The organism is Chelatococcus sp. KU-N122 (genome assembly GCF_055391085.1).
This window is the reverse complement of sequence record NZ_AP043981.1, coordinates 2,437,030-2,462,551: the sequence shown is the minus strand read 5'-3', so window position 1 is coordinate 2,462,551 and position 25,522 is coordinate 2,437,030. Positions and strand designations below refer to the sequence as shown.

Below are 25,522 nucleotides of genomic sequence, written 5' to 3'. Positions count from 1 at the left end.
CACGCAGTAGAGGACCACAGGGATGGGCATCGAAAGCCGTTTGTCGGCTGAGGCGGCCACCAAGGCGATGGCCGAGGGTGCCGTGGCCATCGACATCCGCCCCGAGCCCTCGCGCCTCCGTGACGGTCTGCTGGAGGGCGCCCTCATCATCGGCAAGAACGAGATCGTCGATGCGCTGAGCCCGACATCGCGGCGGCGTATTCAGCGAAGACCCGGCCAGCTGGCCATCATCTTCTGCACGACCGAGGGCGGCTCGGAGGCCTACCTCAAGGTACTCAAGACGCTGGGCGTGCCCGACCTCTACGATGTCGACGGAGGCTTCCGGGCGCTGTCGGCCATCGAAGGCCTTCCTATCCGCCGGCCTGAGCAGCCGACGTCCTGATCAAGGACAGGGGATCTCGACGAAAGCCGCCAGCGAGGCCTGGGCACGCAGATCGGCGAGCGTGCGCTCATCCAGCACCTCGCAGATCGCGTGCCGAACTTCGGTCATGATATGGCGCACTTCGCAACTGGCTTCGTCGCAGTCGTCGCAGGGCTCGTAGCGGGATCGGCTGGCGCAAGCGATGGGGGCGAGGGGCCCGTCGATCGCCCGCACCACCGAGCCGACCGTGATCTCGCCCGGGGGGCGGGCCAGGCGATATCCGCCCGATTTTCCCTTGCGGCTCACGACGAAACCACCGGTGCGCAGATCGGAGAGAATGGCTTCCAGAAACTTCCGCGGGATATGGCGCGCTGTGGCGATATCACTCGCCATGACGAGGGCTCCATTCTCGGCCCCGGCGAGATGAACCAGCGCCTTGAGCGCGTACTTGCCCTTCCTGCTCAGCATGACCGAACAACCCTATAAACGCACTATCCATATAGGGTAAGTGTTATTTTATCAGCAAGCCTCCCTGCGTAAGGCCCGCGATGGTCCTGCCGCTGCCACCTCCGATAGAGCGCGTCGCCGACGATCGACCGGCCAATCGTCCGCAATGCCGCATGGCCCCCGGCACATTGGCCGCCTGCGCCGCGGCACGCCTGGCCACGCCGAACGGGAAGCCGGATTCTCGGCAGCGCGGGCGAGATGGCGCCAGGAGAGCGCGAGCATCGGACGTCTCCGCTGATGCAGGAGAAGTTTGCGGGGTACTGTGGTCGGCCACGGCGGGTACGGCGGCGCGCCGGCCGCTCATGTCCTAGCCGCCAACGACCCGACACCGGGGAGGGCTACGGATGGATGATCTCGTCTCCCCAGAAGATCTCGACAAGTGGGTTCCGGGCCAGTAGATCGTCGACAGCAGCGAGCGGCTGGAACGGCGTAACGCTGCGGCGTTACCGCTCGCGACCGATCAGGCTGAGCTCGCCGGCGTGGAACTGGGCTTCAAAGTGGCCCTTGACTACGAATCTGGGGGTCAGAGGTTCGAATCCTTTCGGGCTCGCCATTATTTCCAACAACTTAGCCGAGTTTCACCGTTTCAGGCGCTGAAACGGTAAGGTTCGCGAGCTGGCGGGTAGGCTAACGAAGCGACGCCGGACCGGATAGCTGTGCCACGCCGCGTTCCAACCTTGCCAAGGTTGGGGTCGAGGGTTCGAATCCCTTCGCCCGCTCCAAATTCTCTCGCCTATTCAATGTTTTATAGAGCTCCGCCCGCCGAGCGGATCGGCGAGATTCGGCGTAGGCTACCACCGGGCTACCACGGCATAGACGCGATCTCCGAAGCGGGCCCTTGGCGACCGCTTCCGCGTGACCGATAACCTCCGCGCTCACCGCCACCAGTGCGGGCGGCAGGCGGAACCATTGCGATTAAAGATAGTCGGGGGGCTGGATTTAATCATAACTTGGGCATTGGCGCGGACGGCTCTGCGCAGGCGGTCGGCACGACCGATCTAGCGGCACAACTGAAAGCGCTTGAAGAGACCCACCGCCGCCTCAGATTGCCTTTCGAGCCGCAGCGTAACTATAGCCGCTGCCAATGTCGGGTCGAGCGTTCGAGTCGCCGGACCGGTACCGTCGTTCCCCACACCCTGGTCCCCCATCCTCTTCAAGTTGGCGGCATAGCAACTGCCATTGGACCGCGGACGAAATTTTGACCTCGAAGCCCACCGGCAGCGCCGACTGGAGCAACAGAGCGAGGCGCCTCTCGCCGACGATGCGAGGCGTTGGGCTCCTGAACCGGCTTATGCGCGCTGCGTTGCACCACCATCGACGTAGAGATCGGCCATCGTAACGTGGGCCGCGCGGTCAGATGCCAAGAATACCACGGCGTCGGCAATATCTTCCGGCATCGCCAGCTTGCCGAGGGGAATGCCTCCCTTGAACGTCGCGGGAGAGCCGGCGATGACCGATGCCGCTCCGTTCTCATCAGTCCACATGCCCGTCTGCATGGGGGTGAGCGTCGAGCCGGGCGCCACGACGTTGCAACGGATGCCTAATGGCGCAAGCTCCAGCCCGAGGCACCGCGTGAACATGGTCGCGGCCGCCTTGGAGGCCGCGTAGGCGGCCATGCCGTGGCGGGGGATGCCGGCGGCGTTGGAGCTGACAGTCACGATGCTGCCGGTGCGCCGCGGCGTCATCCGTCGCGCCAAGGCCCGGCCGAGATGAAACACGCCCTGGCTGTTGATGGCGAAGACTCGCTGCCAGGCCGCGTCGCTGGTCTCGGCGACCAGCCCCGTGGCGAGCACCCCGGCGATGCTCACGCCGATGTCGATGGGCCCCCATCCGGCCTCGATCTCGTCCACCAGCGCGTCAACGGCGGCGCTGTCGGTGACGTCCAGCGCCGCGTACCTCACGCCGCTGCGCACGGGCTGCCCCGCCACGTCGATATCGGTGGCCACGACGCGGGCTCCTTCGCCGGCCAGGGCCTCGACGACGGCGGCGCCTATGCCCCCCGCCGCGCCGGTCAGAAAGGCGATCCTGCCCGCGATGCCGCTCGGCCGCATCAGAGCCGGCTCCATCGGCCTGCCGATGCGCCGCTCATGGCGCACCGATGAGCTGGGCGGTGGTCAGCGGCACGCCGCAGACCGACGCCACGTAGGCGAGTGCCATGTCGTGCTTCTCCCGGGAGAAATCGGCGACGGCATCGGCCACCATAAAGGGCTCGATGTCGCGCATGAAAGCGTCCGCCGTCGTCAGCAGGCAGCCGATGTGGGCGTAGATGCCGCAGACCGCGAGCTGGTCGCGCCCGCGGGCCCGCATGAGCTCCTCCAGGTTGCTGCGCTGGAAGGCGCTGTAGCGGTGCTTGACGAGGCGGAGATCGCGCAGCCCCGGCGCAAGCTCGGGCAGGATCGGCTGGTGGGCGTGCTCATCGCTCATGCCCGGCCCCCACAGCGCCGCCTGCAGGCCGCGGTCGCGGCTGTCCTGGTTGACGGTCTGTGCCGTGTAGAAGACCGGAATGTCCGCCTCCCGGCACCGCGCGATCAGCCGCGCGATGTTGGCGATCGCCGGCGCGATCGGCGGCTGGTCGCCGGCGAACGGGCGCACGAAATAGCGCTGCATGTCGTGCACCAGCAGCGCCAGCCGCTGGCGCTGCGGCACGAAGGCGGCCCGCGCCGGCGGGATCTCGGCCGCGGTGGGCAGCGGATAGGGAGCGATGCCGGGCAGCCCCTTGGCTGCGGCCTCCGTGCTGGACTGAGCGATCGCGGTCATGGAGCCATCTCCTCTTCGTGCACGGGCTCGCTCGCCTGGACCAGGAGCGTGTCGCGCAGCCGCGCGCGCAGCTCCTTGCGGCTGACCTTGCCCGCTGCCGTCGTCGCGAAGCGATCGACGAACACCACCTGGTCCGGCACCTTGAATTCGGCGACGCCGCGCCGGCGCACCCATGCCCGCAAAGTCGCGGCCGTCAGCTTCGCCTGCCGCGGGATGACGACGGCGCAGCTCCGCTCGCCCAGCGCCGGATCGGGGACGGATACGATGGCGGCGTCGAACACGTCGGGATGGGCGAGCAGGTGGTCCTCGACCTCCTCGGCGGAGATCTTCTCGCCGGCGCGGTTGATGTGATCGCCGGCGCGGCCCTGGACCTCGATGTACCCGCCCGGCAGCCGGCGCACGATGTCGCCGGTCCGGTAGAAGCCGTCGTCGGAGAAGGCACGCCGGTTGGCCGTGGGGTCGTCGTGGTAGGCGCGTATGGTGTACGGCCCGCGCGTCATCAGATGGCCCGACGTCCCGTCGGGCACAGGGGTGCCGTGGTCGTCGACCACCAGGACCTCGTCGTCGGGGCTGATGGGCCGTCCTTGCGTGTTGATGACGACGTCGTCGGGATCGTCGAGGCGCGTATAGTTGACGAGGCCCTCCGCCATGCCGAACACCTGCTGGAGCTGGCAGCCGAGCGTCGGCCGCACGCGGCGCGCCACCTCGGGGATGAGCTTGGCGCCGCCCACCTGCAGCACGTCGAGGCTGGAGATGTCGAGCGCGGCTGCCGGCGCCGCATTGAGCCACAGCAGGGCGAGCGGCGGCACGAGGCCGGTGATGGTGACGCGTTCCTGCGCGATCAGCGCAAACGCCGTCTCCGGACTGGGCGCCGGGCTCAGCACCACGCGCCCGCCCGCGTAGAGCGTGCCCATGTGGCCTGGCGAGCTCATGGGAAAGTTGTGCGCCGCAGGCAGGGCGACGAGGTACACGCTCTGCGCCGTGATCCCGCAGATCTCGTTGCTGGCACGGAAGCTGTAGATGTAGTCGTCGTGGGTGCGGGGAATGAGCTTCGGCAGTCCGGTGCTGCCGCCGGAGATCTGCAGGAACGCCACCGACGCCGATGCGGGATCGGCAGGCAAGGCGCCGCCGGCAACGCACGACTCGAGCGCCGTGAACTCCTGCGCCTCGCCGACGATGATGACGTGACGCAGTGTCGGCTGCCGTGCCTGCAGCGCGCGGGCGAGACCTCGGTAGTCGAACTCGGCGTTTCGATCGGCCGCGATGTAGGCGGCTGCCTCGGAGCGCTCGGCCAGGTGGGCGATCTCCGTGAGCCGATGCGCCGGCAGCGCGTAGACGGGAATGAGCCCGGCCCGGAACAGGCCGAATACCACCGAGAAGAACTCGGCAATATTGGGCAGCTGCACGACGACACGCTCCCCCGGACGGAGCCCGAGCTCCAGCAGGCCTGCGGCGTGCGCCTCGGCGCGGCGGTTGAGCTCGGCATAGCTCCAGCGCCGTCCGCCATCCACGATGGCGATGGCGTCGGGCCGCTGCTCCGCGCGTCGGCGCAGGAACGCCGGGAAGGTCTCGCCCCGCCAGTAGCCCGCCTCGCGATAGCGACGGGCGAACGCGTCCGGCCAGCGCTGCTCCACGGGCTTCATGACCGGATCTCCCGCTCGAGATCGATGCCGAGGGCGGTGAGGAGCGCGGTGTACTTCGCCTTCGTCTCCTCTGCTTCGGCCCACGGGTCGGAACCGGGCACGATGCCGGCGCCCGCATAGAGGCGCGCCTCGCGCCCGCTGATCTCGGCGCAGCGGATGGTCACGTACCAGGCGCCGTCGCCCTGGCGATCGCACCAGCCGACCGTGCCGGCGTAGAAGTCGCGGTCGTAGGCCTCCAGCTCGCCGATCAGGCGAGCCGCCTTGGCGCGCGGCAGGCCGCAGACCGCCGGCGTCGGGTGGAGCGCCGCTGCCAGGGCGGCGGCGGAGGCGTCCGCATCCTTCAACTCGCCCTCGATCCGCGTGCCGAGGTGCCACATGCTGTTGGTCGCCGTCAGCGCCATGCCCTCGGGCCTGATCAGGCGACGGCACCAGGGCGTCAGCGTATCCAGGATGAACTCGACGACGAGGGCGTGCTCCCGGCGGTCCTTCTCCGAGCGGCCGAGGGCCGCGGACGCCGCCGCATCCGCGGCGAGGTCGGCCTGCCGCCGCGCCGAGCCGGCGAGCGGATGGGACAAGATGCGGCCTCGGCTCTTGGAGAGCAGCAGCTCGGGCGTGGCGCCGACCATGCTGCGCGGCGCGCCGTTCCGGGCCGGCAGGGGCATCCGGAACGCCGTCACCGCCGGGTCGGCCGACAGCCGCTGCAGCAGGGCAGCGACATCGATCGGCTCCTCGGCAACCGCCACCAGGCTACGCGACAGCACGATCTTGACCAGTCTGTCGTCCGAGGTCGGCTCGCCGGCCATCAGCGTCAGCGCGCGGGCGACCGCGGCGGCGAAGCCGGCGGCATCGGGCTCGTGGCGGATGTGCCAGCGACCAGCCGGGAGGCGCGGACGCCCGGACGCCTCGGCGGCGCTCCGCACGGCGCGGTGGACGGGCCAGAGACAGTCGTGGGCCGAACGGTCGAACGGCAACGCGCCGGCGACGATCGCCTCCGGGCCAGCCTGCCGGAAGAACGCGGCGACGCGCTCGCCGATGGTGGCGTGGGTCCCGCGCGGCAGCGGCGCCGGCCCGCCGAGGCCACGCAGCAGCCCGCGGCGCGACTGGAAGCTGATGAGGGTATCGCCGTCCGGCAGCGGCGCCTGAGCGATCCGCCTGGTGCGCTGGACGGCGCGGCCGTCCTCGATCGACAGTCTCATGATCGGTCTCCTGCCCGGCGCGCGGAGCCCATGCTCTGCGGGCAAGGGCAAACGCGCTTTGCGTCAACGTCGATGTTCACAAGCACGGACCGGCCTATTCGGCAGCGGGGCTGAGGCACCCGGCCGGCGCGTCGGCCTCTTCGATCAGCGCGTTGAGGAGAGGACCGAGCCGTTCGAGCGAAGCCGGAGAGACGATGTCCTCGTGCGAGCAATAGGGGAGGCGGTGGATCGAGAGGCTCCCCACCCGGCCGATCCAGCAGCCGTCGGTGTCGATCCCCGGCAGCATCGATTTGCCGGCAACGAACAGGTTCATGTGCCCGCCGTAGCGGGCGGTCGAGGCGCGCGACAGCAGCGTGACGCTGTCGCGATAGTTCTCGAAGATGTGGCCGAACATCTCCTCCTTTTCGCGCCGGAAGGCGTCGTCCATCACGTCGGCCATGGCGTCGTTGATGAACTTCTCCTGCTCGCGCTCGGCGCCGATGTTCGCCTGGGCACCGTCCGGGTCGCTCCAGTCGTGCGCCTCGGCGGGATAGGTGTCGAGCAGGCCGAGGAAACGGACGCATTCGCCCATGCGCTCCAGCCGGACGGCCACGCCGTGGGCGATCGTGCCGCCGAGCGAATAGCCCAGGAGAAAATACGGGCCGCGCGGCTGCACCTCGCGCAGGATAGCGAGCTGCCGGTCGCAGACCTCGTCCATGTCGGCGCTCATGGCGATCGGCCCGTGCGGACGGGGCGATTGCAGGCCGATGATCGGCATGTCCTTGCGCACATAACGCGACAGGACGCTGTACTGCCAGGAGACGCCGGACGCGGGATAGATGCAGATCAGCGGCGTGCCCCGGCCTTCGCGCAGGCGGACGACGAGGTCGAAGCCATCCTTTGCCATGCCGTCGACCAGCTCGCCCGCGACGAGGTGCTCGGCGAGCTTGGCGACCGTCGGCATGACCACGATCTGTCCGACCGAGACCTGGCGGCGCAGGTCGCGGCGGATGCGGGCGGCGAGGCGCATGGCGAGCAGCGAGTGGCCGCCGATGGCGAAGAAGTCGTCGTCGGCGCCGACGGACGGGGCGCCGAGCAGCTCCGCGAAGATGGCCGCGAGGCGGCTCTCGAGCCCCTCGGCCGGAGCCCGGCCGGCCGTGCCGGCAGCACCCAGGCCGGGCAGCGGCAACGCCTTGCGGTCGAGCTTGCCGTTCACCGACAGCGGCAGCGCGTCGAGCGCGACGAAGGCCACCGGGATCATGTGGGACGGCAGCACCGCCTGCAGCCGGCTCCGGATCTCGTCGGCGGTCGGTGCGGCGGAGCCCGCCGGAACCATGTAGGCCACCAGTTGGCGTTCGTCCGCGCCGGCGAGCCGGCTGCCACCGAGCGCGACCGCCTGGACCACGGCCCGCGCGACCCCCGGCAGCCGCTCGATCTGGGTCTCGATCTCGCCCAGCTCGACGCGCTGGCCGCGGATCTTGATCTGGTCATCGGTCCGCCCGAGGTAGTCCACCTGGCCGTCGGGCAACCAGCGGGCGACGTCGCCGGTCCGGTACATGCGCGTGCCGGCGTCGTCGGGCGAGGCGACAAAGCGCTCTGCCGTGATGTCGGGCCTGCCCAGGTAGCCCGACGCGAGCTGAACGCCGCTCAGGTAGAGCTCGCCGGCGACGCCGACCGGAGTCCGGCGCAACAGATGATCGAGAATGTGCAGCCGGGTGTTCCACACCGGCCGGCCGATCGGAACGCCGCCGCCGCCCCGGACGGCCTCGCCGAGGGCGGCGGCGTAGGTCACGTCGACGGCGGCCTCGGTCGGGCCGTAGAGGTTGTGCAGCTCGGCGGCGAAGCAGCCGCCGAATTCCTGCGCCAGGCTGCGCGGCAGCGCCTCGCCGGAGCAGAACACGCGCCTCAGGGTCGGGCAGATCACGTCCTGCCGGTCGCCGGTCTCCCGGACGGTGGCAAGGAACAGCGCCAGCATCGAGGGCACGAAATGCAGCGTCGTCACCCCGTGCGTCTCGATGAGCTCGACCAGGGCCGCCGGATCGCGGTGGGCCTCGGGCGGCGCCATCACCAGGCGCCCGCCGACGATGTAGCTCCAGAAGAGCTCCCACACCGAGACGTCGAAACCGCACGGCGTCTTCTGCAGCACCGTGTCGTCGGCGGCGAGCGGATAGGCATCCTGCATCCACAGGATCCGGTTCACGATGGCGTCGTGAGGCACGACCACGGCCTTGGGCCGGCCCGTGGTGCCCGAGGTGTACAGAACGTAGGCGGGGTGGCGCGGCGACAGCCCGTCCCCGGTCGACAGATCGCGCGTCTCCTGGTCCGGATCCGACAGGTGCTCGAAGAGGATGGCGGGGAGGCTGCCGCCGACGACCTGCCGGGTGGACGCATCGGTGACGAGGAGGCGTGGCCGCGCATCCTCGAGCATGAATGCGAGCCGGTCGCGCGGGTAGCTGAGATCCAGGGGCAGGAATGCCGCGCCGGCTTCGACCACCGCCAGCAGCGCAAGGCTGAGGCGTGCCGAGCGCGGCAGCGCCACGGCAACGATATCGCCGGGGCCGACGCCGCACTGCCGGAGCTGCTCGGCCAGGTGCAGCACCTCGTGGCGCACCTGGCGGAAGCTGAGGCGATGCGCTTCGTCGATCAGGGCGATCGCGTCGGGCGTTCGCGCCGCCTGGGCCACGAGCAGATCGCGCACCGTGAGCGCCGGCAGCGGCCTCTCGGTGGCATTGGCCGCCGCAAACAGCGTCAGATCGGCAGCGGTGGTCAGCGCGAGTCCCGCCACCGGCACGGCCGGCTGCCGCGCCAGCGTTTCGATGACCTGGGCCACACGCTCGGCCAGGCCGCGGGCGTCGCTCACCGCTCCGCGGTTTTCGACGAGCAGGGTCAGGCGGTCGCCCGGCAGCACCAGCAGCGCGAGGGGATAGTGGCTGTAGCCGCGGTTGCGGATGTCGCGCACTGCGAGGCCGTCGAGCTCCTGATCGAGGTAGCCGCTGTCCGGGTAGTTCTCCACGACCAGCAGGGTGTCGAACAGGTTGCCGCGGCCGGCGATCTCCTGGATCTCGCCGAGGCCCAGGCCGTCGTGCTCCATCAGCAGCGCATGCCGCTGCTGCTGCACCGCCATCTGCGCCCAGAGCGGCTGGTCCGGCTCGAGCGCGATGCGCACCGGAACGGTGTTGAGGAAGAGCCCGACCTGCTCGCCGATGCCGGCGACGTTGGCGGCGCGCCCCGACACGGGCGTGCCGAAGACCACGTCGTTCCGCCCCGCCATGGCACCGAGCACGACGGCCCATACCGCCTGCATCAGCACGTTCAGGGTGACACCCCGCCGGCGCGCCTCCGCCGTGACGGCTTGCGAGAGATCCGTCGGCAGCCTCAGCGTGACCTCCTCCACCGCGGCGGTGGCCGACACATGCTCGAACAGGCGGCAGGGAGCGGCGTCGGCGAGCGCCTCGGCCCAGATGGCGCGGCTCGCCGTCATGTCGCGCGCGGCGAGCTGGGTCACCACCTCGCCGTAGCCGACGGCGAGGGGCGTGAGCGGGGCATCGCGCCGATAGGCCTCGAACAGATCGCGCAACAGGAGCGGGGTCGACCAGCCGTCGATCATGAGATGATGGACGACAAGGATGAGAACATGGCGATCCGAGCCGCAGCGGATGAGCACGGCCTGGGCCAGGCGCCGGACGGCGGAGGCGACCAGATTGCGCTCGACCGCCGCCTGCTCGAGGCGCGCCAGCGCCGCATCCTGTTCCGCCGCGGCCAGGCTGCCGATGTCGTGCGCCGACCAGGGCCAGAGGTCGGCGCCGTCGGCGGACAGCGCCGGCACGACGAGGAGCGGCTCGTCACGCCCGTCGGCATCGAACACGCCGGCAAGCTGGGGGTGGCGGCGCAGCACGGCGTCGAGCGCCCGGCGCAGGCGCGCCACGTCGAGCGCGCCGTCGAGGTCGAGGCGGGTGAACGCGTTGTAACTGGCGGACCGGTCGCCGAGCTGGGCATGGAACAGCATGCCTCGCTGCGTCGGCAGGACGGGCAGGATGGCGTCGATGGCCCCATAGCGAGCCCGCAGAGCCAGAGCTTCGACCGGCGACACCAGCTCGGCGCGAGCGAGGCGGTCCGATTCGTCCTGCCGTGCCGGCGCGGCCGCCTCCCGCAGCGGCGACAGGGCAAGCGCCATGCGCCGCGGATCCCGGTGCATGAAGACGTCGCGCGGCCGCAGCGCGAAGCCGTCGGCCCGCAAGGCGTTGCACAGTACGATGGCGCTGATGCTGTCGCCGCCGAGCGCGAAGAAGTCCGCCTCGGCCCCCGCGGCCGGCAGCTTCAGCGCGCGGGCCATGGCTGCGGCGACCAGGGCTTCCTCCGGTGTCGCGGGCGCCGCGTCCACGTACACGGTGGGAGCGGGCAGGCGAGCCCGGTCGACCTTTCCGTTGACGTTGAGCGGGAGAGCATCCAGCACCACGATCGTGGCTGGAACCATGTAGTCCGGCAGCCGCTGCCGCAGGCCGACGCGCAACGTCTGGGCGTGGTCGGCGCGCGCACGCTCGTCCCAGCTCCGGGCTTCGGCCATCGCGCAATAGCCGATCAGACGATGGCTGTCGTTCAGCGCTTCGGCGATCACGAGGGCCGTATCGACGCCTGGAGCCGCCGCGAGCGCGGCTTCGATGTCGCTCGTCTCCACCCGGTAGCCGCGCACCTTCACCTGGTGATCGACCCGCCCGATGAACTCGACGAGGCCGGCGGCGCTCCATCGCACCAGGTCTCCGGTCCGGTACATCACGTCGCCGGTGCCTGACGGCGCGGCGACGAAGCGCTGTGCCGTGAGGTCAGGCCGCCCGAGATAGCCGCGGGCGAGGCCTCTGCCGGCGATGTAGAGCTCGCCCGCAACGCCGACCGGCACCGGCTTCAGCATCCGGTCCAGCACGTGGATCCGGGTGTTGGCGATCGGCCGACCGATCGCCGGCGCGGCGACGTCGTGCACCCGGGCGCGCAGCGCATCGACCGTATATTCGGTGGGGCCGTAGAGATTGTGCGCATGCAGGCCGCGGTGGCGGCGCAGCTCCGTCCAGAGCGCCGCCGGCGCGGCCTCCCCGCCGATCAGCACGATGCTGGGGTGGTGGTGGCCAGGAGCCATCAGCCCGCTGTTGAGCATCTGCGCGCAGAAGGAGGGCGGCAGGTCCATGGCGTCGATGCTGTCCGCCCGCACCCGCTCGACCAGCGCCACGGCGTCGCGGCGCGTGTCCTCGTCGATGACGTGCAACTCCTGGCCGAGGACCATCCAGAACAGCTGCAGCCAGGATGAATCGAAGGCGAAGGAATGGGTGTGCGCAGCGCGCAGGGCCCGGCCCGGATGGCGCTCGGCGACGGTGGCGAGGCCGGGCTCATAGATGGCCGTCCGGTGCGACCACAACAGGTTCACGAGCGCGCCGTGGGTGTTCATGACCCCCTTCGGACGGCCGGTCGAGCCGGACGTGAAGATGACGTAGGCCACGTCGTCCGGCCGCGGCGGGCGCTTCAATTCGGACGCGTCGACGCGGCCGCCGGCGAAACGCGCGCAGGCCGTTCGCGTGGCCGCATCATCGAGGCGCAGAACCGGGACGGCCTTCGGCAGCAGCCCGGCCGCCGCCGCCACCGTGAGTGCGAGGGCCGGGCGCGCGTCCTCGCACATGGCCGCCAGTCGCTCGGCCGGATAGTCGACATCGAGCGGAACGTAGGTGGCGCCGCTGGCCATCACCGCGAGCATCGCAAGGACGGCCTCCGTCGAACGCGGCAGCGCGACCGCAACGGCGTCTCCAGGCCCGAGGCCCCTGTCGACCAGAAGGCGGGCGAGTCGGAAGGCGCCGGCCGAAAGATCTATGAACGAGAGGGCGGCGCCGTCGCAGACCAGCGCCGTTGACTCGGGGGTCCGCGCGGCCTGTTCCGCGAAGACATCGACGATGGAGACGATTGCTCGCGGCGCGGCGATCTCCGCCCCTGCGGCGTGGGTGGCGATGATCCGCGCTTCGCCCGGCTCGATCACCGGCAACGCGGCGACCGGCGTTGCGGGATCGCGGCAGCACGCTTCCAGCAGGCCCTGCAGGCGCACACCGTGCCGGACGAGGTCCTCCTGGTCGTAGCGGACCGCATCGGCCCGCAGCTCCAGGGTGATGACGCCGTCGCGGATCAGGAGGCCGAACTCGATATCGTCGACGGGGCCGGTCGCCAGATGATGCGTCGTGCCGCGGACGTCGCCGAAGCGCAGGTCGTAGTCGAACATCCGATAGTTGACGACAGGGCCATAGAGCACGCGTCCCGAGCCGACGTAGCCGATGTCGCGCTGGATCTGCTCCGCGTCGTAGCGCTGGTGGCGACGGGCGTCGCGCAGCGCCAGCTTGACCTGCCGGGCGAGGTCCGCAAGCGTCATGGCGCCGTCCGCGTCGACCCGGACCGGCAGCACGTTGACGACGGGCGCAACGGCGGTGAGGGCGACGGACCCCATGCGCCGCATGAAGGGGACACCGACCACCTGCGGTCCGACGCCGGACAGACGGTGCAGGTAGGCGACGATCGCCGCCATGAGCAGGTCGAAGACCGCGAGCCCGTGCTCGGCGGCCATCCCGTCCAGGGCATCGAAGATGGCCGGCGGCAGCGGACGCGCGTGAGCGACGACGGCGGCCAGCGCTGCCGCCGGCCGCTCCCGGTGAAGAGACAGATTGCAGGGCTGTGGCAGATCCCGGCAGTAATCGCGCCAGTAGTCTCGATCCTTGGCGAAGGCCGGCGAGGCCGCGTAGGCCCGGTGCTCCTCGATCACCTCGGCGACGCCGGCGAACGGCGACGCGGTCAGCGCCTCGCCGGCGAGCAGGCCGCTGTAGATCTCGGCGACGCGGCGTGTAAGCGCCGTGAAGCTGAACCCGTCCAGCATCAGATGGTGATAGCGCTGGTACCAGAACCGGCGTGGCAGCCCGTCGGTGGAGGCGTCGATGATGACCTGCCGTTGCAGCGGCCGGTCGCCGCCCGCCGGCAGCTCGCGATGCAGATCCCCCTGCATGAACGCCCGGGCTGCCGCCTCCGGATCGGCTGCGCCGGTCAGGTCCAGATGCTCCGGGACGATCCGCGGCCGCTCGGTGGCGTCCGGGATCGTCTGCCACGGGCCGTCGGCATCCTCGCCGAACGAGGCGCCGACGGTGTCCGCCTCCGCCAATCCGCGCGCGATCGCGTCGGCCAGCAGGTCCGCCCGGATGGCGCCGCCGAGCTCGATCGCATGCGCGATCACATAGGCATTTCGCCCGGCCGAGACCTGATCGGCCAACCAGATACCGAGTTGAGTGCTGACGAGGGGCAGCTTTCGCATGGCGAATTCCTTGCGGCGCCGAAGGAGCGCGGAAAGGGGGAGGAACGGGGCGGCCGGCGCGATGGCTCAGCCGGAGGCCGGATCGAGGTCGCGCCAGGCGTGCGCGATGTGCTCCAGGCAGCTCGCCCGCTCATCGGGGCCGTGGACCACGCGCCAGCCCGGCGGCACGTCGCGGAACGTCGGCCACAGGCTGTATTGGCCGGCCGCATTGAGAAGCGCGTAGAAGTGTTGGCGCTCGTCGTCGAACGGGTTGACATACTGATCATCGATCATGATGGCGATCTCCAGCGGTGCGCCACGAAGCGCGTCTCGATCGATGCGGATTGAAGGACGGCCTCGGCGGCCCGGCGAGGACTTGGTTCGGGAACGGCGCACTCAGACCTCGCGTGAACGTTTCTGCTGCAGCAGGTTCCAGAGACCGTCGACGGTCGGGTTGCCGGCAAACTCGACGAAGCTCACGTCGAGCTTGGCGCGCTTCCATTCGCTGACGATCTGCATCGCCACGATCGAGTTCAGGCCAAAATCCAGCAGATTGTCGTCGTCGGCCGGATCGTCGTCCAGGAAGCGGCGCAGCTGCGCGCGGAGTGCCTCCTTGGACGAGATGCCGGCAACGATGTCCTGGCTGGGCGCATGCATATCTCATCTCCCACGGTTGCTTGCGCTGCGGTCTGCGATCATTATAAATTACCTATAATATTGGAAATTATATTTGTTGAATTCAAATAATTCATCTTGAGGACAGTTCTGATTGTTCATTTGTGATGGCAGGTCTGCTGGTGAGGCATTGCTTGTCCGTCACTCCCGCGCCAGCGCCTTGATGGGGTCCAGCCGCGAGGCCCGCAGCGCGGGCACGTAGCCGAACAGCAGGCCCATGCCGACGGCCGCCCCCAGCGCCAACGCGATGGCGCGCAACTGGAAGACCATGGTGACGTCGAAGAGCGTCGCGGCGGCGATGCCCAGGGCGAGCCCCAGGGCCACGCCGGCCACGCCGCCGGCGCCGGAGAGAATCATGGCCTCGACCAGGAACTGTCGAACGATGTCGCGGCTCGACGCGCCGACGGCCATGCGGATGCCGATCTCGCGGGTCCGCTCGGTCACGCTCATCAGCATGATGTTCATCACGCCGATGCCGCCGACCAGCAGCGATACCCCGGCGATCATCGCCAGCAGTCCGGCGAGCGCCGATTGAGTCTGCGCCACCGCGGCGATGCGTCCGGCCATGTCGTTGATGAAAAAGTCTTCCATCCGATGCCGCTGCAGCAGCGTCTCGCGCACGAGGCGCTTGGTCTCGGGCAGGCGCGCGGCATCCGCCACCGTGAGCTGGATGCCGCCGAGATCCATGCTGCCGATCAGCCGGGTCGCCGCCGTGAGCAGGGGCAGCACCACGCGATCGTCGCGATCCATGCCGCGTTCGTCGGGTCCCTTCGGCTCGAGCACGCCGGTGACCAGGAAGGGGATCTCGTTGACCAGCACGTAGCGCCCGGACGGATCGGGCTCGTCCGGGAACAGCCGGGATGCCACCGTCGAGCCGAGCACCATGACTGGCGCGCCGGCGCGCTCGTCGGCCGCGGTGAAGAAGCCACCCCTGCGCGTGCGCCAGCGGAACGTCTCGGTGTAGGCCGTCGACGTGCCAAAGGCCTCTGATCGGATGCTGGTGCTGCCCGCGGTCAGGGTTACCGTCGTCCAGCGTCCGGGATTGACCGTCTTGGCGTTGGGCAGCGCTGCGAGCGCCTCGGCGTCGGCGAGGCTGATCTGGCCGCCGGGAAGGTTGGGGTTGTCGTTGTCGGGCATGACCACGATCCAGTCGGTGCCCGTCGCCGCGGCGCGCGCCATCACCTCCCGGCGCGTGCCCTCGCCGGCCGCCAGCATCGCGATGACGGAGGCGGTGCCGATGACGATGCCGAGCAGCGTCAGAGCGGTGCGGAACGGATTGCCCACCAGCGCCGCACAGGCGGCGCGGAGCGCCTCGGTCAAGGCGAAGAGCGCCGGCGTGCGGCGCGCGGCGGTGTAAAGCTGCACCGGGCCTGCGTCGCCGGCGTGACTAGAGCCTTGCCGCGCTTCATCGAACCGCGGAAATGCTCTATCTGTTTGTTTTCCTGCACTTTCTTGACGCGAACCGGCGTCCGCTTCGCTCGAAAATGCGCTAGCGCGGGCCTCGCCGCTATCGGCGACAATGGCGCCGTCACGCAGCTCGACGATGCGGCGCGCCGCCTTGGCGACACCCGGATCGTGGGTGATCAGGATGATCGTGTGGCCCTCGGCGGCCAGATCCTGCAGCAGCGCCATCACGGCCTCGCCGGTGCGGCTGTCGAGCGCGCCGGTCGGCTCGTCCGCGAGGATGACCGCGCCGCCGTTGATGAGCGCCCGCGCGATGGAGACGCGCTGCTGCTGGCCGCCCGACAGCTGGTCCGGCCGATGCTCGAAGCGCCCGCTCAGACCGAGGCGCTCGAGCAGGGCTACCGCACGCGCGTGGCGCTCGAGGCGCGGCACGCCGGCATAGATGGCCGGCAGCTCGGCGTTGGCGCGGGCGCCGACGTTCGGCACCAGGTGGTAGCGCTGGAATACGAAGCCGAAGACATCGCGGCGCAGCCGCGCCTGTTCGTCACGCGCCAGGCCCGAGACGTCCCGGCCGGCGAAGCGATAGACCCCGGCCGTCGGCCGATCGAGGAGGCCGAGGATGTGCATCAACGTGGACTTGCCGGAGCCCGACTGCCCGACGATCGCAACGAATTCGCCGCGGCGTATGGTCAGGCTGAGGCCGCGCAGCACCTCGGTCGACACCGTGCCCTCGACGAACACGCGCCGGACGTCGACGAGCTCGATCAACGGCGCCGTCTGCGCGGGAGGGCGGTCGATGTGCATCGTCGTCACGGCGTGAAGCGGACGGCGCTCCGCCCCTCCTCGATGCGCTCGCCGGTCACGACCTTGGCGCCTTCGCTCAGGCCGTCGAGCACCTCCGCCTTGAAGCGCGAGCGCACGCCGATGCGAACGGGCCGGCTCGCGGGCGAGCCGTCGCCCTCCATGACCCTGACCGTGAACCGGTCCGTCTCCCCCTCCACTGGCTGGAGCGCCGTGGCCGGCACGACGAGCACATCGCGCGCCTCAGCGGTGATGAAGAAGGTCTGCGCGCTCATTTCGGGGCGGAGCTCGCCTTCCGAGTTGGGCACATCGAAGACGGCCGTGTAGAGCACGACCGAGCTGCGCCCCGACGTGGCGTTGGCGCCCGTCGCCGCCGCGCTTCCCGTGCGGCTGGGGCCCGGCAGGATCTGCCGCACCCGGCTGTCCCAGCGCCGCCCCGGCTGCCCCAGCGTGGTGAACCACACCGGCATGCCGGCTCGCAGCCGCGGCACGTCGGCTTCCGCGACCTGGGTCCAAACCGTCATCACGGTGAGATCGGCGATGCGCAGCAGTTGGGGCGTCTGGTAGGTGGCGACGAGCGTCTGGCCCTGGCGGGCATCGACCGACACCACGGTTCCCCCCATGGGGGCGAACACCCGGGTGTAGCCGAGCTGGGTCTGGTTCGAGCGCACGGTCGCCGTGGTCTGTCGGATCTGCGCGCGCGTCATCGCCAATTGCGCTGCGGCGGTCGCCGCCTCCATCAGCGCACGGTCGTGCTCCTCGGCGCTGGTGTACTGATTGCGCACCAGGCGGGCCTGACGCTCCTCGCGCCGGCCGGCGAAGCGTACCTTGGCCTCGAGCTCCGTCAGCTGGGCCTTGAGGCGCGCCAGTTCGGCCTCGCCCGCCTCGACCTGGGCCTGCGCCAGGGACGGATCGATCTCGGCCAGCAACTGGCCGGCCGACACCACGTCGCCTTCGCGCACATGCAGGCGCACCAATTGCCCGGAGGCCTGGGCGCCGACATCGACGTAGTCGCGCGGCTGCAGCTTGCCCAGCGCGGTGACGTTGTCCTCGATGTCGCCGCGCGTCACCACGGCCGTCTCGAAACGTGCCTCCTGCGACTGGGCGCCGAGGCGCGCATCGGCGAGCCAGGCGCCGCCTCCGCCCAGCGCGGCCGTGGCGGCCACGAGCCAGATGCGTGTCCGCGCCACGCCGCTCATCCGTCGGCCTGCTCTGCGGGCGCGATGGCGATGCCGCGAGCCGCGCCGGAGCGCCCCATGGCGGCGAAGATGGACGTGATCAGTCCGCCGAGCAGCAGTGCGGCGGCGCCGAGGATGACGATGCCCGTGCCTGGCACGACGCGCGCCACCAGGGCACCGATGCCGACGGCGCCGACGCTGTCGCCGACGACGTCCTGCGCGGCCCACAGACTGCTGATCCGGCCCAAGAAATGATCGGGCGTGTGGGTCTGGACGATCGTGTACTGCAGGAGCGAGGCGACCGATGTGGCGTAGCCGTAGGCCACCAGCACAGGCAGCGCGACGTACACGTGGCCTGCCGCTCCCAGCGCCACCACGCAGACGAAGGCCGCCATGCAAAGGCCCCCCATCACGACCTCGGGCTGGCGCAGGTCCTTCGCCCATCCGCTGAGGAGGGCGCTTACCGTGGCGCCGAGCGGGACCGCCGAATACATCAGCCCGATTTCGAAGGCGCCGGCGCCGTAGACGTCGGTCACCAGGGCCGGAAACAGGATGCGAATCGATGCCGTGAGGGTAACGAGCGTGCCGATGGCGAAGACGCACAGCAGCATCCGGTGCCGGAGCAGGAAACCGAACGCCTCGGCCATCATCCGCAGCGGATGCTGGACAGCTTGCCGCTCCGGCACCATTGCCGGCAGCGGCATCAGCGTCAGCACGGTCATCAGCGTGCCGAGCGCGGCCGCGCCGTAGTTCCAGCTCAGGCCGGCCCAGGCGATCACCATGCCGCCGAGGGCGGGCGAGACGATGTTGGCGAAGCGGGCGGTCAGCATGCCCAGCGCGCCCGCCTGCATCAGGTTCTCCCGGCCGACGATCATCGGCATCGCCGCCATCAGCGCCGAGACGCCGAGCGCGCCGAAAAAACCGTCCCAGAAGGCGAGGGCGTAGATGACCGGAAGCGAAGGGCTGTGCAGCGCGCTGTTGATCGCCAGCGCGACGAAGCCGGCGCCGCAGATGCTGCGCGCCATCAGGATCAGCCGGCGGCGATCGTAGAGGTCCGACAGCACGCCTCCGAGCATCAGCCCGATGAACATCCCGACGCCATCGAGCGCGGCGACGACGCCCACCTGAAAGCTCGACCCGGTGAGCTCATAGACCTGCACAGGAAGGCTGACCGCGAGCATGCCCAGGCTCATGAGCGAGATCGTCCGCGCGACCAGCAGGCGCCTAAAGTTGGCGTTGCGCCGCAACAGCCCCACGTCGACGAAGAGCCGCGATGCCGTCATGACGGAAAGCTCCCGGCGACGCGCCGCCGCTCGTCGGCGAGGGCAGACGGTTGTCGGGTCATGTCGCGTCCTCCTTTCGGGTTGACGTCGCAGTCTCGGCCGATCCGCGCACCCTCCGGCATCGCCAATGCCGGTCGATGCCGACGCCGGTTACGCCGAGGGCGCCACGGGGTGCTGCGGTCTGCTGCTCGCGACAGCCAAGCTGGACGTGATCAGCAACAGCCGACCGGCCGTGTGTATATCCGCGCTAGAGGAGGTCGTCGACTTCTCGATTCTGCGTTAAAACGGCAATTCCATTTTTGAAAACGGCAAGACGAAAGATTTCAATTTAACAATTATAAAGTCAATACGAATTAGTATAGCTAATAATATGTCTTCCTGGCTCGGAGACCAAATATTATTTCCTGTCGACTGCGGTTAGCGCCAAAGAGCGAGCAGGCCGTCGGCCAAGGCCCCGCGCCAGACGTAATAGTCGTGGCCTCCAGCATATTCCCGGTAGCTGACGGGGTAGCCTTTGGCGACGAGCACATCGCGCAGGTGACGCGAGGTTTCGAGGATGGCCGGCACATTGCCGTGCGACCTCTCGAACAGGCCGGCGGTCAGGTGGAAGCGCACGTCCCGGCGCGCGTGGCGCGCCACCCAGCCCGCGACGGACTCGGGCTGGTCCGGGGGGCTTTCCGGCGGGTGCCACCAGAACGAACCGGACAGGCAGATCGCATTGCCGAACGCATCGGGCCGCCGAAGCGCGATCGTGGCCGACGCGAGCCCGCCATAGCTGGACCCCGCCAAAGCAGTGCGGTCGGCCGGGATCGCTGCGCCGAGTTCCTGGCGTACGCGCGACAACAGCTCGTCGGCAAGCGCATCGGCGAACGCATCGTTGCCGGGCAATTCCCGGCCTCGCGTCTCCTGATCGATCGACGGAACGAAGACGGCGGCGATGGGTGGAAGCTGCCCCGACGCGATCAAATTATCCAGGATGGCCGGCGTCGGCACCTTGCTCAGGTAGTCGTCGGCATCGAAGACGACGAGCAGCCGGTTGCGCTGATCGCGCGGGTCGAAGCCTTTGGGGCGGTAGAGCGTGATGGTGCGCTCGTTACCCAGGCGAGGGCTTGCGAAGCGGAAGCTCGAAAGCGAGCCGGATTGCGCCCCCCGTTGCACGCCCGGTTTGGGCAAGCCCGGCTGCGGCGGCGCCTCCGGCAGCTCGAGGATCGAGTCCTGATTGAACGGGTCGATCGCCTCGGCGGGCCAGACCTTGGGGTTCAACGGGTCGGCCTTGGCGGTGGCGCGGATCGCCAGGCGCTGCTCGCGGGGCGTTCCGGGCAGCACGGGAACGTCCGGCGCCAGCTGATACGACAGCCGCGTCGACCGCGGCACGACGAAGCTCTTGAACCAGACATCCGAATCGGCCACGCGCGTCAGGTTCTCGTGGTCACCCGACGGGGCGCCGAACAGGCGCACGTTGCGCTTGGCGCCGCGCGCCAGGAAGGTCACGAGCGCCTGGCCGTCGGGGCCGGGCTCCAACAGCGGCGCGCCGTCCCGTTCGATCCGCTGCCAGAAGGCCGCGCTGCTGGCGCCCTTCGCCAGATCGGCGGCGAGGCCGGCGATGGTGGGACTGAGATATGGCGTCGGCGGCGCCACCTGCTCGGCCAGCGTCAGGTGCGACGTGAGCGTGACTGCCGCCTCGCTGTCGGCGGCGCGGGCGGTTGCCCTGATGGTCAGCGGCCCGGTGTCCTCGGCGACGAACTGAAAGGACATGCGTCCGCCCATCCGTGTCGCCAGCCGGCGGAGATGCCGGCCGTTGGCCGCCGTGAGGTCGACATCGAAGCTGCCGGCGCGAACGGCGAGATCGCCGCGCACGTAGTCCCCGGCCTGCGCATCCATCGAGAAGGAGGCGACGTCTCCCGCCCGAAGGACCGGCGTGGCCGATGGCCTGTCGATGCTGAGGCTCTCCGAAGCGGCCCGGGCGGGAACGCCCCCCGCAAGGGCCGCGGCCAGGCAGGCCCGCGCCACGACGGGAATCCGGCCTACCATCGATACTTGAGCTCGGCGGTCACCAGGCGGCCCTCGCCGTAGAAGCAGGCGTAGAGGTTGGCGCAGGACGCGACGTAGCGCTTGTCGCCCAGGTTCTTGGCGTTGATCTGCAGCGCGAGCCCCTTCAGCGTCGGGCTGACCGCCTCGAAGTCGTAGGCGAGCATGGCGTCAAAGAGCGTGTACGGATCGACCTTGAAGGTATTGGCGTTGTTGCCCCAGCTCCAGCCGATGTAGCGCACGCCGCCGCCCAACGTCAGCCCCCGCAGGGCGCCTGTCGTGAAGGCGTACTTGGCCCACAGCGCGGCCTGGTTGGTCGGCACGCGGGCCGGCATCCCGCCGACCTCGTCCTCCGTCGGCGAATCGACGATCTTGGAGCGGATGTGCGAATAGCTGGCGATCAGCGACAGGTTCTCGTTGATCTCGGTGCGGGCCGACAGCTCGACGCCGCGATTGTGGATCTCGCCGATCTGCGAATAGACGGTCTGGCCGACCGCCGGGTCCCAGGCGCCCCAGACGATGTTCTGCTGCTTGAGGTCGTAATAGGCGGCCGTCAGCAGCGTTCTGGTGCCGGGAATGGCATACTTGACGCCCGCTTCGAACTGCTGCGCGGTGGTCGGTTTGAACGCCGGATCGCCGGTCTGCGGGGCCTGGATCGCCGGCTCGAACGAGGTCGAGTAGCTGGCATAGGGGGCCAGGCCGAAGTCGAAATTGTAGACGGCGCCGACGCGCCAGGTCCAGGCACGGTCGTCGTAGGACTGGTTGTCGCCGAAGAGCTTGTCCCGGATCTTGGTGCTCGCCCAGTCGTGACGCACGCCGCCGGTGATGTTGAGGTTGCCGATGGCGACCTGGTCCTGGAGGTAGACGCCGGTCTGCTTGGCGGTGAGGGTCTGGTCGTCGGAGGGATCGAGCAGCACGCCGCCGTAGTTGAAGCCGCCGTAGATCGGGTTGATGAGGTCGATGGTGGGAACGTCCGAATTGTAGCCCCACTGGTAGTCACGCTTGCGGTAGCGGTAGTCGAGACCGGCGAGCAGCGTGTGGGAGGCGAAACCCGTATCGAAGTTCGCCACCATCTGGTTGTCGACCGCGAATTGCTTCCACTTGTCACGGCCGCCGCTGGCGTTGCGGTGGACCACCGTATCGTTGCCCGTGACCGGATCGGCGCTCGTGTAGCCCCAGACCAGCGTGCGATGCTCCAGATCGACCTGCTGGTAGCGCAGGTTCTGGCGGAACTTGAGCTGGTCGTTGAAGGCGTGCTCGAACTCGTAGCCGATCCAGGCCTGCTCGCGCCGCATCCGTTCGTAGTTGGGGTCGGAGACGAAGAAGCTGCGCGGCACGAAGCCGTATCCGGCGATCGGCTTCACGGTGCCCGCGGCGTCGAGGAAGTTGCGGAAGCCGGCGTCGGGCTCGTATTCGTAGCCGCCGAGCACGGTAAGCTTGGTCGCGTCGCTCGGCGTGAAGGTCACCGATGGGGCGATGGCGAGCGCCCGCTGCTTGGTGAAGTCCTCCTGCAGGTCGCGGCTCAGGCCATAGCCGACGACGCGGTAGGCGAGCGTATCGCTGCCGGGCACGCGGTCGCTGACGTCGAAGCCGGCGCTGACGTAGTTGCCCGAGCCGGCGGTGAGCACGAGCTCGTGCAGGGGCGTGGCCGTCGGCTTCTTGCTCGTCATGGCGATGATGCCGCCGGGGTTGGCCTGGCCGTAGATGACCGACGACGGGCCCGACAGCAGCTCGACGCGCTCGAGCAGGTAGGGGTAGATCTTGGCGTAGTCGACGTCGCCGCCGAAGAACAGGCCGTCGAGGTAGCGCGGAACGTAGTAGAAGCCGCGCACGAACACCTCGTCGCGCACGTTGGAGGCGCCGCGGTATTCGGTGAACACGCCCGGCGAATAGCGCAGCGCCTCGGCGACGCTGTCGACATGCTGGTCCTGCATCTGCTCGCGAGAGACCACCGAGATCGACTGCGGCGTCTTCAGGATCGCGGTGTCGGTCTTGGTTCCGCTCATGCTCTGCTTGGCGACGTAGCCGCCTACGGGACCGTTGCCGACCTCGCGCCGATCCGACGTGCCCCCCTGGATCTCGATCGTGTCGAGCGCGATGCTGCCGCCCCGCTCCTCGGCGCCGGCGGCGCTCGCCGCCAACAGGCTGGCGGAGCCCAGCAGCACGGCACGCGCGGCGCCACGACAAACCGACGATCTTGGACGACGACGCCCCATGCCTCACCCCTGAACAACCTGCGTTCAGAACCGTTCTAAGTTCGTCCCGCAAACTTGACTGATGGGGCCTTGTATATGAATAGGTAATGGAGCGTCGACCGTGAGTGTGTCGGTGAAAACGGCAAAAAGGCCCGTAGAAACGGCACGTTCTTTGGATTGGTTTAAAGATGCAAGACCTGCCGCAGGTGGAACTGAAGCCTAACATTCCGCAACATTTGTTTGTTGGAACGGTCGACGGCGCGCCGACCTGTGAGGAAAATCCGGACATCTATGATATCTGGCCCAAATTCACGGTCATGGTGATTCTTCAGGGGGCCCAGCATTTCGTGGTCGATGACGTGCCGTTCCGCATCAATGCGGGTTTCGGGTCATCGTGCGTGCCGCAGCTGTTCCTGCTGAATATCGCCCGCTACGCGAAATTGCGCTTCATCAACGACAGCGTCGTGCCGCTTCGCAAGGTGATGATCTCGGCGCCGCTGCCCTGGATCCGGCGCCTGACGGAGTCGCAGCGTACCGGCCTGCCGGAACTGAAGGCCTTTTTCGCCAAGCATCTCGCCCACTTCAGCATGAAGCCGGGGCGCAACATCCTGCTGCTGGCCGAGCAGGTGATGGCGCCGCCGCCCACCATGCAGGGGGAGATGACGACGCTCTACAAGCAGTCGCGCGCGCTCGACATCATGTGCTTCGCATGCGCGGCCATGGTGGAGCACAACCGCGCGCGGCCCCGGCCCCACATCATGAACGGGCGTCAGAGCGAACGCGTGCGCGACTACATCGCCGAGAACCTGGACCAGACGCTGACGATCGAGGCGATCGCGCGCCATGTCGGCGCCAGCGTCTCCAGCGTGCAGCGCCATTTCAAGGAGCACTTCGGCATCACCGTGTTCGAGTTCATTCGCAACCGGCGGCTGGCACTCGCCCACGACATTCTCGAGCGCGACGGCGTGACCATCGCCCAGGCGGCCTATGCGGCCGGATATGCCGACCCGTCGAGCTTCGCCACGGCATTCAAGCGGGCCTACGGCGTCGCCCCCAAATACAAGCGCAGGTGATCGCCGCCGGCGCCGCTACAACTCCGGCGCGCCCGCCCTCCACGAGCTTGCAGCGCCGCGCAGCCTGCGGGGCCGTCCGACCATCCCGCGAACCGATCTCACGAGGCGCATCGTCATGAATACACTCCGGCTCACCATGGCCCGGCTGATGGTCGCCGCCTGCGCGGTGGTCGCCGCCGCGGGACCGGCCCGGGCGGCCGAGATCGTCATCGACCACGCGCAGGGCAGGACGTCCTTGCCCGAGCCACCCCGCAAGGTGCTCGTCTTCGACATGGCGAGCCTCGATACGCTCGACGCCCTGGGCGTCGCCGTTGCCGGTGTCCCCGGCGCCAACATCCCGGACTATCTCGGCAAATACCGGGCCGAGCGCTACCTCAAGGTCGGCACCTTGTTCGAGCCGGACTACGAAGCGGTCAATGCGGCGAAGCCGGACCTCGTCATCGTCGGCGCCCGCTCGGCCCCGAAATACCGGCAACTGGCCAGAATCGCGCCGACCGTCGATCTCACCATCGATCCACGCCATTTCCTCGCGAGTGCGCGGACCAACATCGAGACGCTCGGTCGCGTCTTCGGCAAGGAGGCCGAAGCGGCGGCCCTGGTTGCCGGCATCGATCGCTCGGCCGCCCGCTTGCGCGAGCGCGCGCCGTCCGCCGGCAAGGTCCTCATGGTCATGGTCAACGGCGGCAAGCTGACGGTCTACGGCCACGGCTCCCGCTTCGGCTGGATCTTCGACGAGATGGGCCTGGACTCCGCCGTCTCCCAGGCGACGGCACCGACGCCCCATGGCGAGGCGGTGTCGTTCGAATTCATCCTGAAGACCGATCCCGACATCATGATCGTGCTCGACCGCGACGCCGCCGTCGGACAGGCCGGAACGTCGGCGCGCCAGGTCATGAGCAACGATCTGATCGCCGCCACCAAGGCGGCCAAGGCCGGACGCATCATCTACGTCGACCCCGCCTTCTGGTACATCGCCAGCGGCGGCGCCACGGCCCTGCGCCGGACCACGGAGGATCTCGCCGCCGCCCTCGGCACCGGGCCGGTGCCCCGGTGAGCATCCGAGGCCGAGGTCCGGTGCCGCGTCGGGGTGCCTGCGGTGGATAAGAGCGATCGCTGCGATCCAGCACAGCCGCCGCGGC

16 protein-coding genes are annotated in these 25,522 nt (G+C 69.2%); 3 read left to right on the top strand and 13 right to left on the bottom strand.

What is annotated here, in order from left to right:
* Positions 1-22: 22 nt before the first annotated feature.
* Positions 23-382, top strand: a complete 360-nt coding sequence (locus ACZ5PO_RS11060; protein ID WP_464193268.1) for a rhodanese-like domain-containing protein — start codon at positions 23-25, stop codon at positions 380-382.
* Here ACZ5PO_RS11060 and ACZ5PO_RS11055 read toward each other — a convergent pair whose 3' ends face one another.
* The 13 genes from ACZ5PO_RS11055 to ACZ5PO_RS10995 form a co-directional block, all read right to left on the bottom strand.
* Entirely contained in the window at positions 383-829 is a 447-nt protein-coding gene (locus ACZ5PO_RS11055; RefSeq protein ID WP_464193266.1) for an RrF2 family transcriptional regulator, read from the bottom strand.
* 1,328 nt (positions 830-2,157) lie between these two features.
* Positions 2,158-2,919, bottom strand: coding sequence for a 2,3-dihydro-2,3-dihydroxybenzoate dehydrogenase (locus ACZ5PO_RS11050; protein ID WP_464193263.1), 762 nt, complete (start codon positions 2,917-2,919; stop codon positions 2,158-2,160).
* A 34-nt stretch (positions 2,920-2,953) separates the two neighbouring features.
* Positions 2,954-3,625 carry an isochorismatase family protein gene (locus ACZ5PO_RS11045; protein ID WP_464193261.1) on the bottom strand — a complete coding sequence of 224 codons (672 nt, stop codon included), beginning with the start codon at positions 3,623-3,625 and terminating at the stop codon, positions 2,954-2,956.
* Positions 3,622-5,268, bottom strand: coding sequence for a (2,3-dihydroxybenzoyl)adenylate synthase (locus ACZ5PO_RS11040; RefSeq protein ID WP_464193258.1), 1,647 nt, complete (start codon positions 5,266-5,268; stop codon positions 3,622-3,624). The genes ACZ5PO_RS11045 and ACZ5PO_RS11040 overlap by 4 nt, the downstream gene beginning before the upstream one ends.
* On the bottom strand, positions 5,265-6,464 hold the full coding sequence (locus ACZ5PO_RS11035; RefSeq protein WP_464193255.1) for an isochorismate synthase: 1,200 nt from the start codon (positions 6,462-6,464) through the stop codon (positions 5,265-5,267). Before ACZ5PO_RS11035 ends, ACZ5PO_RS11040 begins: the two co-directional genes overlap by 4 nt.
* Positions 6,465-6,558: 94 nt before the next feature.
* Positions 6,559-13,767: an amino acid adenylation domain-containing protein gene (locus tag ACZ5PO_RS11030; protein WP_464193253.1), complete on the bottom strand. Its 7,209-nt coding sequence runs from the start codon at positions 13,765-13,767 to the stop codon at positions 6,559-6,561.
* Between the two features lie 66 nt (positions 13,768-13,833).
* Entirely contained in the window at positions 13,834-14,040 is a 207-nt protein-coding gene (locus tag ACZ5PO_RS11025) for an MbtH family protein (protein ID WP_464193251.1), read from the bottom strand.
* A gap of 102 nt (positions 14,041-14,142) precedes the next feature.
* On the bottom strand, positions 14,143-14,403 hold the full coding sequence (locus ACZ5PO_RS11020; RefSeq protein ID WP_464193248.1) for a phosphopantetheine-binding protein: 261 nt from the start codon (positions 14,401-14,403) through the stop codon (positions 14,143-14,145).
* A 159-nt stretch (positions 14,404-14,562) separates the two neighbouring features.
* A complete protein-coding gene (locus ACZ5PO_RS11015; protein WP_464193246.1) occupies positions 14,563-16,629 on the bottom strand; it encodes an ABC transporter permease in 2,067 nt (688 codons plus the stop codon).
* Positions 16,630-16,634: 5 nt separating this feature from the next.
* Entirely contained in the window at positions 16,635-17,816 is a 1,182-nt protein-coding gene (locus tag ACZ5PO_RS11010; protein WP_464193243.1) for an efflux RND transporter periplasmic adaptor subunit, read from the bottom strand.
* A 5-nt stretch (positions 17,817-17,821) separates the two neighbouring features.
* Positions 17,822-19,087 carry an enterobactin transporter EntS gene (entS, locus tag ACZ5PO_RS11005; protein WP_464193241.1) on the bottom strand — a complete coding sequence of 422 codons (1,266 nt, stop codon included), beginning with the start codon at positions 19,085-19,087 and terminating at the stop codon, positions 17,822-17,824.
* A 417-nt stretch (positions 19,088-19,504) separates the two neighbouring features.
* Complete coding sequence (locus ACZ5PO_RS11000) at positions 19,505-21,118, bottom strand: alpha/beta hydrolase-fold protein (RefSeq protein ID WP_464193239.1); 1,614 nt, start codon at positions 21,116-21,118, stop codon at positions 19,505-19,507.
* Complete coding sequence (locus tag ACZ5PO_RS10995) at positions 21,112-23,280, bottom strand: TonB-dependent siderophore receptor (RefSeq protein WP_464193236.1); 2,169 nt, start codon at positions 23,278-23,280, stop codon at positions 21,112-21,114. The genes ACZ5PO_RS11000 and ACZ5PO_RS10995 overlap by 7 nt, the downstream gene beginning before the upstream one ends.
* A gap of 218 nt (positions 23,281-23,498) precedes the next feature.
* Between ACZ5PO_RS10995 and ACZ5PO_RS10990 the strand changes: the two genes are divergently transcribed.
* A complete protein-coding gene (locus ACZ5PO_RS10990) occupies positions 23,499-24,383 on the top strand; it encodes a helix-turn-helix transcriptional regulator (RefSeq protein WP_464193234.1) in 885 nt (294 codons plus the stop codon).
* Between the two features lie 115 nt (positions 24,384-24,498).
* On the top strand, positions 24,499-25,437 hold the full coding sequence (locus tag ACZ5PO_RS10985) for a siderophore ABC transporter substrate-binding protein (RefSeq protein ID WP_464193230.1): 939 nt from the start codon (positions 24,499-24,501) through the stop codon (positions 25,435-25,437).
* The last annotated feature ends 85 nt before the right edge of the window (positions 25,438-25,522 follow it).

Coding starts and splice junctions, on each gene's coding strand:
- ACZ5PO_RS11060 (WP_464193268.1), top strand. CDS start 23: ATGGGCATCGAAAGCCGTTTGTCGGCTGAGGCGGCCACCAAGGCGATG.
- ACZ5PO_RS11055 (WP_464193266.1), bottom strand. CDS start 829: ATGCTGAGCAGGAAGGGCAAGTACGCGCTCAAGGCGCTGGTTCATCTC.
- ACZ5PO_RS11050 (WP_464193263.1), bottom strand. CDS start 2,919: ATGCGGCCGAGCGGCATCGCGGGCAGGATCGCCTTTCTGACCGGCGCG.
- ACZ5PO_RS11045 (WP_464193261.1), bottom strand. CDS start 3,625: ATGACCGCGATCGCTCAGTCCAGCACGGAGGCCGCAGCCAAGGGGCTG.
- ACZ5PO_RS11040 (WP_464193258.1), bottom strand. CDS start 5,268: ATGAAGCCCGTGGAGCAGCGCTGGCCGGACGCGTTCGCCCGTCGCTAT.
- ACZ5PO_RS11035 (WP_464193255.1), bottom strand. CDS start 6,464: ATGAGACTGTCGATCGAGGACGGCCGCGCCGTCCAGCGCACCAGGCGG.
- ACZ5PO_RS11030 (WP_464193253.1), bottom strand. CDS start 13,767: ATGCGAAAGCTGCCCCTCGTCAGCACTCAACTCGGTATCTGGTTGGCC.
- ACZ5PO_RS11025 (WP_464193251.1), bottom strand. CDS start 14,040: ATGATCGATGATCAGTATGTCAACCCGTTCGACGACGAGCGCCAACAC.
- ACZ5PO_RS11020 (WP_464193248.1), bottom strand. CDS start 14,403: ATGCATGCGCCCAGCCAGGACATCGTTGCCGGCATCTCGTCCAAGGAG.
- ACZ5PO_RS11015 (WP_464193246.1), bottom strand. CDS start 16,629: ATGCACATCGACCGCCCTCCCGCGCAGACGGCGCCGTTGATCGAGCTC.
- entS (WP_464193241.1), bottom strand. CDS start 19,087: ATGACGGCATCGCGGCTCTTCGTCGACGTGGGGCTGTTGCGGCGCAAC.
- ACZ5PO_RS11000 (WP_464193239.1), bottom strand. CDS start 21,118: ATGGTAGGCCGGATTCCCGTCGTGGCGCGGGCCTGCCTGGCCGCGGCC.
- ACZ5PO_RS10990 (WP_464193234.1), top strand. CDS start 23,499: ATGCAAGACCTGCCGCAGGTGGAACTGAAGCCTAACATTCCGCAACAT.
- ACZ5PO_RS10985 (WP_464193230.1), top strand. CDS start 24,499: ATGAATACACTCCGGCTCACCATGGCCCGGCTGATGGTCGCCGCCTGC.